This is a genomic window from Micromonospora sp. NPDC049257, from assembly GCF_040678915.1.
In the GTDB taxonomy this organism is placed as follows: Bacteria; Actinomycetota; Actinomycetes; order Mycobacteriales; family Micromonosporaceae; genus Micromonospora; species Micromonospora antibiotica.
This window is the reverse complement of sequence record NZ_JBFAQU010000004.1, coordinates 305,138-317,997: the sequence shown is the minus strand read 5'-3', so window position 1 is coordinate 317,997 and position 12,860 is coordinate 305,138. Positions and strand designations below refer to the sequence as shown.

8 protein-coding genes are annotated in these 12,860 nt (G+C 74.2%); 6 read left to right on the top strand and 2 right to left on the bottom strand.

Translation table 11 applies throughout. The annotated features are described in order from the left end of the window. The first annotated feature begins 20 nt into the window (after window positions 1–20). Genes AB0K25_RS09840 through AB0K25_RS09825 form a run of 4 tightly spaced genes read left to right on the top strand, consistent with a single transcriptional unit; the run spans window position 21 to window position 9,833 of the window. A complete protein-coding gene (locus tag AB0K25_RS09840; RefSeq protein ID WP_219460903.1) occupies window positions 21–974 on the top strand; it encodes a TauD/TfdA family dioxygenase in 954 nt (317 codons plus the stop codon). Further along, the gene (locus AB0K25_RS09835; RefSeq protein WP_208566379.1) at window positions 974–1,162 is read left to right on the top strand and encodes an MbtH family protein; all 189 of its coding nucleotides are present in this window, start codon (window positions 974–976) and stop codon (window positions 1,160–1,162) included. The genes AB0K25_RS09840 and AB0K25_RS09835 overlap by 1 nt, the downstream gene beginning before the upstream one ends. Continuing rightward, the gene (locus tag AB0K25_RS09830; RefSeq protein WP_363819534.1) at window positions 1,159–4,320 is read left to right on the top strand and encodes an amino acid adenylation domain-containing protein; all 3,162 of its coding nucleotides are present in this window, start codon (window positions 1,159–1,161) and stop codon (window positions 4,318–4,320) included. Before AB0K25_RS09835 ends, AB0K25_RS09830 begins: the two co-directional genes overlap by 4 nt. Beyond that, complete coding sequence (locus AB0K25_RS09825; RefSeq protein ID WP_363819531.1) at window positions 4,317–9,833, top strand: amino acid adenylation domain-containing protein; 5,517 nt, start codon at window positions 4,317–4,319, stop codon at window positions 9,831–9,833. The genes AB0K25_RS09830 and AB0K25_RS09825 overlap by 4 nt, the downstream gene beginning before the upstream one ends. Window positions 9,834–9,996: 163 nt before the next feature. Here AB0K25_RS09825 and AB0K25_RS09820 read toward each other — a convergent pair whose 3' ends face one another. Further along, a complete protein-coding gene (locus AB0K25_RS09820; protein WP_357533883.1) occupies window positions 9,997–11,370 on the bottom strand; it encodes a hypothetical protein in 1,374 nt (457 codons plus the stop codon). 40 nt (window positions 11,371–11,410) lie between these two features. After that, window positions 11,411–11,926 (bottom strand): NUDIX domain-containing protein, encoded by a 516-nt coding sequence (locus tag AB0K25_RS09815; protein ID WP_208566375.1) that lies wholly within the window; start codon window positions 11,924–11,926, stop codon window positions 11,411–11,413. 54 nt (window positions 11,927–11,980) lie between these two features. Here AB0K25_RS09815 and AB0K25_RS09810 point away from each other — a divergent pair, with 54 nt between their 5' ends. Beyond that, entirely contained in the window at window positions 11,981–12,478 is a 498-nt protein-coding gene (locus AB0K25_RS09810; protein ID WP_363819527.1) for a hypothetical protein, read from the top strand. Then, window positions 12,421–12,852, top strand: coding sequence for a hypothetical protein (locus AB0K25_RS09805; RefSeq protein ID WP_363819524.1), 432 nt, complete (start codon window positions 12,421–12,423; stop codon window positions 12,850–12,852). The genes AB0K25_RS09810 and AB0K25_RS09805 overlap by 58 nt, the downstream gene beginning before the upstream one ends. Window positions 12,853–12,860: the final 8 nt, after the last annotated feature.

Here is a 12,860-nt window from a genome sequence, read left to right as displayed (position 1 = left end):
GAGAAACAGGAGACCACGCCATGAGCGACACGATCGCCACGCTGCCGGTGGTCGTCGAGAACGACGGCACACCCCTGACCGAGCTGATCGGCCGACGCCGGGCCGAGCTGCGCGCCGACCTCGTCGCGCACGGCGGGCTGCTGTTCCGCGGCTTCGACGTGGGCGGGGTGGACGGCTTCGACGCGGTGGTGCGGGCGTTCTCCGGCGAGCCGCTGACCTACACCGAGCGGTCCTCGCCCCGGCACGCCATCAAGGGGAAGGTCTACACCTCGACCGACTACCCGCCGGACGAGGAGATCTTCCTGCACAACGAGAACTCCTACCAGGCGCGTTGGCCGCTGACGCTGTTCTTCTACTGCCTGACCGCGCCGCAGACCCTCGGCGCGACCCCGCTGGCCGACGTGCGCCGGGTGTACGCCGAGATCGACCCGGCGGTCCGTGCGGAGTTCGTCAGTCGGCGCTGGCTGCTGGTGCGCAACTTCCACGCCGACTTCGGCACCCGCTGGCAGGACGTCTTCGGCACCGACGACCGCGCCCAGGTGCAGGCGTACGCGGCGGCGAACCGGATCGAGCTGGAGTGGGTGGGCAAGGACGGGCTGCGGACCCGGGCGGTACGGGACGTGGTGCACCACCGGCCCGGCTCGGACACCCCGCGCTGGTTCAACCACGCCACCTTCTTCCACCTGAGCACCCTGCCGAAGGACTACCAGGAGGGGCTGCTGGCGATGTTCGGCCCCGAGGGGCTGCCGGCGAACACCTACTACGGCGACGGCGGCGAGATCCCCGCCGACGTGCTGGACCACCTGCGGGCCGCGTACCGGGCGGCCAGCGTCCGCTTCGACTACCAGCGCGACGACGTGCTGGTGGTCGACAACATGACCGCCGCGCACGGGCGGGAGCCGTTCACCGGACCCCGCAAGATCGCCGTCGCGATGGCCGAACCGCACACCCCCGACACCGCTGGAGCGAACTGATGGCCGACACCCGATTCCTGGTCGTGCGCAACGACGAGGAGCAGTACTCGATCTGGGCGGCCGACCGCGACCTGCCCGCCGGGTGGCACGACGCGGGCTTCGCCGGCAGCCGTGAGGAATGCCTGGCCCACGTCGACGAGGTCTGGACCGACATGCGTCCGCGTTCGGTACGGGAGCAGACGGCATGACCCGCGAGTGGACCTTCCCCGCCTCGTTCGCCCAGGAGCGGGTCTGGATCGCCAACCAGCTCGACCCGGCGTCGCCGGTCTACAACGTCTCGATGCCGTGCCGCTTCCCGGCGGGGCTGGACGTCGACGCGGTGACCGGCGTGTTCGACCAGGTCGTCGCCCGGCACGAGGCGCTGCGGACCTACCTGCGGGTCGACGACGGCAACCTGGTGCAGGTGGTCCGGGAGCACCAGCCGACCCGGCTGCCCACCGACGACCTGCGGGAACTGCCCGAGGAGGAACGCGCGCAACGCTACGCGGCGCTCTGCGTCGAGCTGGCCCGCACGCCGATCCCGTTGGACGCGCCGCCGCTGTGGCGGGCCCGGTTGGTGCGCCTCGGTGAGGCGTGGACGCTGCTGCTGGTGGTGCACCACGCGGTCTTCGACAGCCACTCGGCGGTGCTGTTCGACGCCGAGATCGCCGCGTTCGCGCAGGCCGCGTCGACCGGTGCGCCGGCCGCCGTGCCGGAGCTGCCCATCCAGTACGCCGACTTCGCGGCCTGGCAGCGCGACCAGCTCACCGGCGCGGAGCTGGCGCGGCAGCTCGCCTTCTGGACCGGTCACCTGGCCGGGGCACCGGCGGTCACCGGCCTGCCGCTGGACCGGCCCCGCCCGGCGCAGCTCGGCTTCGCCGGGGACGAGGTGCGTTTCGACCTGCCCGACGGGCTGCTCGACCGGGTCGGCCGGCTGGCCGGCGGATCGGCGGCCACCCCGTACATGGTGCTGTTGGCGGGTTTCGCGGCGCTGCTGTCGCGGATCTCCGGCGACACCGACGTGGTGGTCGGGGTCTCCACCGCGGGCCGGGACACCGCCGAGTTGACCTCGCTGATCGGCATGTTCGTCAACCCGGTGGCGTTGCGCTGCGACGTGGGCGGTGACCCGTCCTTCGTCGACCTGCTGGGGCGGGTCCGCGACGCGATGGTCGACGCCCTCGACCACGGGCAGACCCCGTTCCAGCGGATCGTCGAGGCGGTCGCCCCGGAGCGGGACCCGTCGGTGCAGCCGGTCTTCCAGACCGCGCTGAACTTCATCCCCGGTTCCGGGCTGGACCTGGTGCAGCTGGGCACCACCAAGGACGACCTGGCCTTCGACATCACCACCGGGGAGAGCCGGCTGGTCTACCGTACCGACCTGTTCGACCGGTCCACCGCCGAGACGGTCGTGGCCCGTTACGTCCGGCTGCTCGACGCGGCGGTCACCGACCCGCAGCAGCCGGTGTCCGCGCTGCCGCTGCTCGCCGACGCGGAACGCGACCTGGTGCTCGGCGACTGGGCGGGGACCGGGGTGGCCGGTGCGTCGTCCACCGTGGTCGACGAGGTGCAGCGGCAGGTGGCGGCCACCCCGGACGCCACCGCGCTGGTCTGCGACGACGTCTGCCTCACCTACGCCCGGCTCAACGCCGCCGCGAACCGGCTGGCCCGGGTGCTGGTGGGCCGGGGCGTCGGCCCGGAGACCCGGGTGGCGCTGGCCCTGCCGCGCGGCCCGCAGCTGCTGGTGGCGATCCTCGCCGTACTCAAGGCCGGGGGCGCGTACGTGCCGGTGGACACCGGTTACCCGGCGGGCCGGATCGGTTACCTGCTCGCCGACGCCGCACCCGCGCTGGTGCTGGCCGTGGCGGAGACCGCCCCCCTGGTGTCGGCGGACGCGCTGCTGCTCGACGGGGTGCTCGACGTCGACCCGGCCCTCGCCGACGCCGTTGTGGCCGGTGCCGACCCGGCCCGGGGCGAGGCCGACCTCACCGACACCGACCGGGTCGCGCCGTTGCGCCCGGAGCACCCCGGTTACGTGCTCTACACCTCCGGTTCGACCGGCCGGCCCAAGGGTGTGGTGGTGGAGCACCGGGCGATCACGGCGTACCTGGCCTGGGCCCGGGACACCTACCCGGGGCTGTCCGGCACCGCGCTGCTGCACTCGCCGGTCTCGTTCGACCTGACGGTGACGGGGCTGCTCGGCCCGCTCACCGCCGGGGGCACCGTCCGGCTGGCCGGGATCGACTCCCCGGCGGCCCGCACGGGTGGGCGGCCGACCTTCCTCAAGGTCACCCCGAGCCACCTGCCGCTGCTGGAGGAGGCCCTGTCGCCCACCACCGACCTGGTGATCGGCGGTGAGGCGCTCACCGGTGAGCAGCTCGCCGACTGGCGGGCCGCGCACCCGGACGTGGCGGTGGTCAACGAGTACGGCCCCACCGAGGCGACCGTCGGCTGTGTCGCCGCCCGGCTCGCCCCCGGGCAGCCGGTGCCCGCCGGCCCCGTGTCGATCGGCCGGCCCACCGCCACCAGCCGGGTGTACCTGCTCGACGCCGCGGGGCAGCCGGTCCCGCCGGGGGTGGTCGGTGAGCTGTACGTCGCCGGTGACCAGCTCGCCCGGGGCTACCTGGGCCGGCCCGGCCTGACCGCCGAACGGTTCCTGCCCTGCCCGTACGGCCCGCCGGGGCAGCGGATGTACCGCACCGGTGACCTGGCCCGGTGGCGGGCCGACGGCACCCTCGACTACCTGGGCCGCCGCGACGACCAGGTCAAGGTGCGCGGGATGCGCATCGAGCTGGGCGAGATCGAGGCGGCGATGCGGGAGCACCCGGAGGTTCGGGAGGCGGCGGTGGCCGTGCGCACCGACTCGGGGGAGCCGACCCTGGTCGGTTACCACGTCGGCACCGCCGAGGAGGCGCACCTCGCCGCCGAGCTGGCCCGGGAGCTGCCGGCGCACCTGGTGCCGGCCGCGTTCGTCCGGCTCGACGCGTTGCCGTTGACCCCGAACGGCAAGCTGGACCGGGCGGCGCTGCCCGCCCCGCCGGAGTCCGTGGCCGGCGACGGCTACGTGCCGCCGCGCACCGACGCCGAGACCCTGGTCGCCGAGGTGTACGCCGACATCCTCCAGGTGGAGAAGGTCGGCGCGCTCGACGACTTCTTCGCCCTCGGCGGCAACTCGCTGCGCGGCATGCGGGCGATGGCCCGGATCCGGGCCGAGGTGGACGTCGACCTGCCGATGCGGGCGCTGTTCGGCAGCCCCGTGGTGGCCGATCTGGCCGCCCAGATCGAGGCGCAGATCGCCGCCGAACTGGACGACCTTTCCGAGACCGAGGTCGCCGCGCTGTTGGCGGCGGATAAGGACACTTCCGCATGACGGACCTGAAGGATTCCCGGGACGCCGCCCGGGCGGCACTGATCGCCCAACGGTTACGCCGACGGCAGGCCACCCCCGCCGCCCGCGTCACGCCGCGCCCCGAGGGTGTCGAGGTGCCGCTGTCGTACGCCCAGGAGCGGGTCTGGTTCATGGACCAGCTCGCCCCCGGCGAGGCGGCGTACCACATCGCGGTGCCGTTGCGGGTGCGTGGCCCGCTCGACGTCACGGCGCTGCGCGCCGCCCTCGCCGCGCTGACCGCCCGGCACGAGTCGCTGCGCAGCCGGTTCCCCGCCGACGCCGACGGCAAGCCGACCGTGGTGGTCGCCGACACCGTCGAGGTGCCGTTGACGGTGGTCGACGCCCCCGACGAGCGGGCCGCGCGGGAGTTGGTGGAGGCGGCCTCGCTCGCGCCGTTCGACCTGGCGGCCGGGCCGCTGCTGCGGGCGCTGCTGATCCGGCTGGCCGCCGACGACCACGTGCTGTTCCTCAGCAAGCACCACATCGTCGGTGACGGCTGGTCGGTCGACGTGCTGCTGCGCGATCTGATCACCGCCTACCGGGGCGGTGAGCTGCCCACCCTGCCGGTGCAGTACGGCGACTTCGCCGTCTGGGAGGCGCAGGAGCTGGCCGGCCCGGCGGCCCGGTCGCACCTGGACTACTGGAAGTCCCGGCTGGCCGGGATCACCCCGTTGGAGCTGCCGCTGGACCGGCCCCGCCCGGCCACCCAGACCTACCGGGGCGACTTCGTCGAGTTCCGGCTGACCCCGGCGGAGACCGAGCGGCTGACCACCCTCACCCGGGTGGCCGGCGGCACCCTGTTCATGACGCTGCTCGCCGCCTACCAGGTCTTCCTGGCCCGGCACGCCGGTCAGGAGGACTTCGCGGTCGGCGCGTCGGTGGCCGGCCGGTCCGCCCCGGAGCTGGAGGACCTCGTCGGCATGTTCATCAACATGCTGCCGCTGCGGGCCGAGTTGGGCGGTGACCCGACCTTCTCCGAGCTGCTGGAACGCACCCGGCGCAGCGTGCTCGACGGTTTCGAGCACGCCGAGGTGCCGTTCGCGCGGGTGGTCCACGAGCTGGGCCTGCCCCGCGACGTCAGCCGCTCACCGGTGTTCCAGGCCATGTTCGTGTTGCAGAACTACGAGATGGGCCGGTTCACCGAGGTCTCCGACGCCACCGACGTGACGTTCGACTGGACCCCGATGGAGCTGCGGGCCACCCGGTTCGACTTCGAGCTGCACGCCGTGGAGACCGTCAACGGGCTCTGGGGCAAGCTGGTCTTCAACACCGACCTGTTCGACCGGGCCACCGTGACCCGGATGGCCGACCGCTGGGGCGCCCTGTTGCGCGCGGTGGCGGCCACCCCGGACGTGCCGGTCTCGGCGTTGGACCTGCTCCCCGCCGACGAGCGGGCGTTGCTGGCGTCGTGGAACGACACCACCGCCGACTTCCCGGCTGCCGAGACGCTGCACGGCCCGATCGAGGCGGCAGCGGCGGCGACCCCGGACGCGGTGGCCGTCACCATCGAGGGCGTCTCGACGACGTATGCGCAGCTCAACGCCGCCGCGAACCGGGTGGCGCACCGGCTGCGGGCGGCCGGCGTCGGCCCGGAGACCCTGGTCGGGGTCTGCGCGGAACGCTCCGTCGAGCTGGTCGCGGGCCTGCTCGGCGTGCTCAAGGCCGGTGGGGCGTACCTGCCGCTGGACCCGGAGTACCCGGCCGACCGGTTGGCCTTCATGCTGACCGACGCCGCCGCGCCGGTGGTGCTGGTGCAGGAGCAGCTGCGCGACGTGCTGCCCACCGTCGACGCGACGGTGCTGGCCCTGGACGATCCGACCCTCTGGGCCGACCAGCCGCAGACCGACCCGGCCCCGCTGGCCGGCCCGGAACACCTGGCGTACGTGATCTACACGTCGGGGTCGACGGGTCGCCCGAAGGGGGTGCCGAACACCCACCGGGGCATCGTCAACCGGCTCGACTGGATGCAGAAGACCTACCGGCTCGTCGCCGACGACGCGGTGTTGCAGAAGACCCCGGCCAGCTTCGACGTGTCGGTGTGGGAGTTCTTCTGGCCGCTGCGCACCGGGGCCCGGCTGGTGCTGGCCAAGCCCGGCGGTCACAAGGACGCCGGTTACCTGCGTGACGTGCTGGTGGCCGAGCGGGTCACCACCGCCCACTTCGTCCCGTCGATGCTGACGGTGTTCCTGGCCGAGGAGGGGGTGGAGGCGGCCACCGCGCTGCGGCGGGTGATCTGCTCCGGTGAGGAGCTGCCGCTGGCCTCGGCGGTCGACTTCACCGCCCGGTTGCCGCACTGCGCACTGCACAACCTGTACGGCCCGACCGAGGCGGCGATCGACGTCAGCGCCTGGCACTGCGACCCGGCGCTGCTGGCCGGGTTGACCGGTGTGCCGATCGGTGGGCCCATCGCCAACCTGCGGCTGCACGTGCTCGACCCGGCCGGTCGGGAGTGCCCGGTCGGGGTGGCCGGTGAGCTGCACATCGGCGGGGTGGGGCTGGCCCGTGGTTACCACCTGCGGCCGGCGCTGACCGCCGAACGTTTCGTGCCGGACCCGTTCTCCGGTGAGCCGGGCGCCCGGCTGTACCGCACCGGTGACCTGGCCCGCTGGGTGCCCGACCCGGCGGGGCCGACGACCGGGGCCGAACCGGCCGGTGTGATCGAGTTCCTGGGCCGCATCGACCACCAGGTCAAGCTGCGCGGCCTGCGCATCGAGCTGGGCGAGATCGAGAGCGCCCTGCGCGAGCAGGCCGGGGTGGCCGAGGCGGCGGTGATCGTCCGCGAGGACAGCCCGGGCGACAAGCGGCTCACCGCCTACCTGGTGGGCGGGGCCGAGCATGCCGCGCTGAAGTCGGCGCTGAAGGAGACGCTGCCGGAGTACATGGTGCCGGCCGCGTTCGTCACCCTGGACGCGTTGCCGCTGACCCCGAACGGCAAGCTCGACCGCAAGGCGTTGCCCGCGCCGGTGGTCACCCGCGAGGCGTCGGTGGCCCTGGTCGAGCCGCGCGACGACACCGAGCGGCTGCTCGCCGGGATCTGGTCGGAGGTGCTGGGCGTGCCGACGCTCGGCATCGACGACGACTTCTTCGACCTGGGCGGGCACTCGATGCTCGCCACCCAGGTGGTGGCGAAGATCCGCCGGGCCGAGCACGGCGGCCGGGCGGTCGGCGTGATGGACCTGTTCCAGCAGCGCACCATCCGGGAACTGGCCGCGTTCATGACCGGTGACGCCGAGGCGGCCGGCCCGCGTCGGCTGCTCTACGAGCTGACCAAGCCGATCCCGGCCGGCAAGCGGGTGCTCAGCTACGTCTGCGTCCCGTACGGCGGCGGCAGCGCCATCGTCTACCAGCCGCTGGCCGACGCGTTGCCCGCCGGGCACGCCCTGTGGTCGTTGGCCATCCCCGGCCACGACGTCGGGTTGACCGAGGACGCCCTGCCGTTCGACGAGCTGACCAGCCGGGTGGCCGCCGAGATCGTGGAGCGGATCGACGGTCCGTTGGCCCTCTACGGTCACTGCGGGGTGGGCAGCGCCATCGTCGCCGAGGTGGCCCGCAAGGTGGAGGCCGCCGGGCGGGAGCTGGAGGTGGTCTACATCGGGGCGATGTTCCCGTTCGCCCGTCCGAAGGGCGCCTTCGCGGCGTTGCGCAACCGGCTGGAGCAGCTCAGCAGCAACCGGCACTACGCGAGCTGGCTCAAGAGCATGGGCGTGGACACCGACGAGCTGGAGCCGGAGCAGGCCGACCGGATCATCAGCAACATGCGGGCCGACTCCCGCGCGTCGGAGGAGTACTTCACCGGGCTGCTCGACCGGGGCGCGGAGAAGCTGCGTGCGCCGATCGTCTCGGTGGTCGGCTCCGAGGACCCGGTGACCGACTACCACGCCGAGCGGTACGCGGAGTGGCAGTTCCTCAGCGACACCCTCGGTCTGGTGGTGCTCGACCAGGCCGGGCACTTCTTCCTCAAGTACCGGGCCGACGAGCTGGCGGAGATCGTCACCCAGGTGCACCCGGCGGTGCGGGCCGGGGACGTGACGGCGCTCGGCCCGGCGGCCCGGGGTGAGGACGCCGGCTGGGTGGTCGCCGACCACCAGCGTGTCGGCGACGTCAACGGGCCCGCCCCGGCGGTGGTGAAGCCCAGCATGGCCCGGTTCGTCGCGGTCACCGCCGGGCAGCTGGTCTCCACCACCGGTTCGGCGTTGACCGCGTTCGCCCTGCCGATCTGGTTGTTCACCCGGACCGGCTCGGTGGCCGACCTGGGTCTGTTGTGGGCGTTGGCGCTGATCTGCGGGGTGCTGATGCTGCCGGTGGCCGGCGCGCTCACCGACCGGATCAGCCGGCGACGGATCATGATGATCGCCAGCTGCGTCTCCGGCACCATCCAGCTGGTGCTGGCCGCCCTGCTCTGGACCGACAACCTCGCCCTGTGGCACATCTACGGGCTGGTGGCGTTGAGTCAGGTGGCCGGGTCGTTCCAGCGGATCGCCTTCCAGTCGGCGGTGCCGCAGCTGGTGCCGAAGCGCTACCTGGGGCACGCGATGGGCATCACCCAGCTCTCCAGCGGTTTCGCGATGCTGCTGATGCCGGTCTTCGCGGCCGGCCTGCTCGCCGCGATCGGCCTCAAGGGCATCCTGCTGATCGACGTGGCGAGCTACCTGGTGGCGGTGCTGACGCTGGCCGTGGTCCGCTTCCCCGACCTGCTCGGCTGGCGGCCCCGGGAACGGCTGCTGGTGGCGATCGCCAACGGTCTGCGCTACTCGTGGCGGCACAAGGGTTTCCGGCTGATGCTCGGCTACTTCGCGCTGGGCAACGTCTTCCTCGCCCCGGCGCTGGTGCTCACCACCCCGCTGGTGCTGTCGTTCGGCACCGCCACCCAGGTGGCGCAGGTGGCGCTGGCCGAGGCGATCGGCGCGGTGGCCGGCGGGGTGCTGATGTCGCTGTGGGGTGGGCCCCGGCAGCGGCGCATGATCGGGGTGCTGATCGGCAACCTGGGCACCGCCGTCGGGTGCCTGCTGATCGGCCTCGACGCCTCCGTCGTCATGATCGCCTTCGGGGCGTTCTGGCTGGCCATGGCGATGACCACCGCCCAGTCGATCTACGCCACGATCGTGCAGGTCAAGGTGCCGCAGCGGTTCCACGGCCGGGTGTTCAGCCTGAACCAGACGATCTCCTGGTCGACCCTGCCGATCGGCTTCGCGTTGCTCGCCCCGGGCGCGACGGCCCTGTTCGAGCCGATGCTCGCCGACGGCGGCACGCTCGCCGGTTCGGTGGGCGCGGTGATCGGCACCGGTCCGGGTCGGGGCATCGGCTTCGCGTACGTCTGCTTCGGGTTGGCCCTGGTGCTGATCACGCTCGGTGGGTTCGCGATCCGGATGCTGCGCCGCTTCGACATCGAGGTGCCCGACTCGCTCCCCGACGACCTGATCGGGGCGCAGGAGCGGCAGCGGCGGCTCGCCGAGCGGGCGAAGACCCGCCCGGAACCGGCGTCGGTAGCCGGCTGACCGGTCCGCGCGGGTACGACGGCATCGAGGCGTCGTACCCGCGCGGCAGGGACACCCGGCCGCGACGGGTCCCCGGGGACGGTGCCGCCTCGGGGACGCTCGTCGCGGTCGGGGCCGGGCGGCGTCCGCCCCTCCACGGGCGGGCAGGCCGGCCCGGGCCTGGTCAGAAGGGTTCGGCCGGATCGGCGAGGTCGGTGTCCGACGGCTCCCGGGGCTCGGCCACCCAGGCGGAGAAGACCGGCACCCCGTGCCACGGCCCGGTCCCGCCGTCGCGGTGGTCGGTGGCCACCGCCAGCACCGCGTACGGGTGCCCGAAACGCAGCTCGGCGGTCCGACGGACCCCCTCCGGTGGGAGGCTGGTCAGGGCGAACGCACCGGTCACCGCGGCGGCCTCGAAGCCGTACCGGCCGTAGTGGGCAACCGCCACCTGCCGGGCCTCGACGTCCGCCTCGGTGCCGAGCAGCCCGCCGAGCGCCCGGCCCACCGCCGTGAACCCCAGCCCGGGGGCGGTCAGGTCGTGTTCGTCCCGCGCCGACCAGCAGGGCAGCACCGCGTGCCGGCGTTCCTCCCGACCGTCGCGGGCGGACGTGCGGACCCGCTCCTCGCGCAGCGTCCCGAGCGGTCCCACCCCCAGCGGCAGGTCGAACAGCGACCGCCGGCCCGGTTCCCCGTCCACCGCCGCGCCGGCCAGCGCGTAGCCGGCGGCGAGCACGTCGGCCGGGGGGACCGCCGGGTCGGCGAGCACCGAGAGCACCAGCAGCCCGGCCCCGTCGCGTTCCACCGCCGCAGCGGCGTGCACGGCGACGTCACCGGCCGGTCCGGTCGCCGCGATCCAGACCCGGTGCCCGTGTTCCGGGCTGCGCAGCGCCCGGGCCAGCCGCCCGGCCCACCCGCTGTCCGGGGCACCCCGGTCGGCGGACCCCGCCGGCCCGTGCCCGGGGCCGGCGTCGCCCCCCGGCCCGGCCGGCCCGTGCGCCTGGTCGGGGCGGGGTCCCGCGCCCGGTCGGCGTTCGTCGCCGGGCAGGTCCGCCGCGCCCGGGCCGAGCATCGCGCCGGGCACCAGGTCGAACGGGGTGGCCCAGGAGATCCGGGTGGCGAGGGCGCCGGCCAGCGCCAGCAGCACCCGGGGGGAGACGGTCAGCGGGAACCGGTCGATCAGCCCCAGGGTGTGCTCGCGGGCCCAGGCGTCCAGGCCCGCCTGGTCGGGCAGCGGCCCGCTGGCGGTGGCCCGGGGCAGTCCGTCGGTCCAGCCGGCGAGCTTCGCGGTGTCCGCGCCGGGTCGGTGCCAGAGCGCGGTGGCCGACGGCACCAGCGGGTGCGGGTGGTCCAACAGGGCGGCGGCCGTCGCCGCGGCGGCCTCCCCGTCGACGCCCAACACCTCGGCCAGCTCGGCCCGGACCGCGCCGGTGGCGGCCGGCGCGGCGAGCGCCAGCAGCAGCCAGGCACCGAGCGGGGAGGCGACGTGGTGCCGGTCGCCGAGTTCGGCGTGCAGCCGGGCGGCGTACCGGGCCAGTGGGGTGTACGGGATCGTCGTCATGCCCCCACTGTGCCCACCGTTCGCGCTCGCGGCACCCCGGTCAGGACCACAGTTCGAACGGTTCGTCGATCTGCTCGCCGGCCAGGAAACCGGTGAGCAGCTCGGGCAGCCGGCCCGGATAGAACCGGGCGGTGCTGGTGACGATCTCGTCGGGCGGCCACCAGCGGAACCCGAAGTAGTCCTCCACCTCGTAGTCGAGCCGGTCGGCGCCGTCGATGTCCGGGGCGGCGGCGTCGAGGCGTACCGTCAGCACCACCTCGTCCTGGACGTGGCGCAACCGGCGGTGGATGAAACTGGCCCGCCGCCGCCAGGTGGGCGGGCCGAGCTGCGCGGCGGCGACGACGAACCCGGTCTCCTCCCGCAGTTCGCGCAGGGCGGTCTCGGGGTACGTCTCGCCGGGGTCGACGCCCCCGCCGGGCAGCTCCCACCAGGTGCCCAGCCGGGGGTGTTCCGGGTCGCGGGTGTGGAACAGCAGGATCAGGCCGTCGAGGTCGCGGACCACCAGCCGGACGGCGGTGCGTTCGATGACCGGCAGGTCCCGGGGCAGTTCGGTCATGGGCCTCCCTCGACGGGGCACCGTCGGGGCGGCGGCGGTGCGACGATGGCGATCATGGCGGAGCTCTTCGGTGAGGTGGCGGGCGACTACGACGAGATCCGGCCGGGCTACCCGGCCGCCCTCGCCGCCACCATCCTCGCCTATCACGGCGGACCACCCACCCGGCTGGTCGAGGTCGGCGCGGGCACCGGCCTGGCCACCGCGCTGCTGCGCGACCTCGCCGCCGCTGCCGGCCCGGCCCGGCCGGCGTCGGGCGTCGTGGGGCCGGGCGTCGTGGGGTCGGGATCGACCGGACCGTCGCGCCCCGGCCCGGTCGGCGCCGGCCGGACCGACGTGGACCGGGCCGCGCCGGGGCGGACCCGGGTGACCTGTGTCGAGCCGGACGCGCGGATGGCGGCGGTGCTGGCCGCCCGGTTCCCCGACGTCGAGGTGGTGGTGGCCCGGTTCGAGCAGTGGTCGCCGCCCCGGCCGGCGTGCCCCTGTTGTCGTGCGCGTTGGCCTGGCACTGGCTCGACCCGGCCACCCGCAACCGGCGGGCCCACGACGCGCTGACCCCCGGCGGCACCCTGGCCGTCTTCGCCCACCGCTACGACTACGTCGACCCGGCCCAGTCGGCGGCGATCCGGGCGGCGTTCGAGTCGGTCGACCCGGTGCCGCACCACGACCAGCCGGAGGACTGGTTCCACGCCGACATCACCGGCAGTGGACTGTTCACCGACGTCCGGCCGACCGCGTTCCGCCGGGCGGTGCCGCTGACCACGGCGCAGTACCAGCGTCTCGTCGGCACCTTCTCGCCGCAGCTGCGCCGCCCACCGCGGCAGCGGGAGCGGGTCCTCGCGGCGATCGGGGCCGCCGTCGACGGCTTCGGCGGCACCGTCACCCTCGACCTGCGGACCACCCTGGTGCTGGCCCGGCGGCCGGCCTGACGAAAATT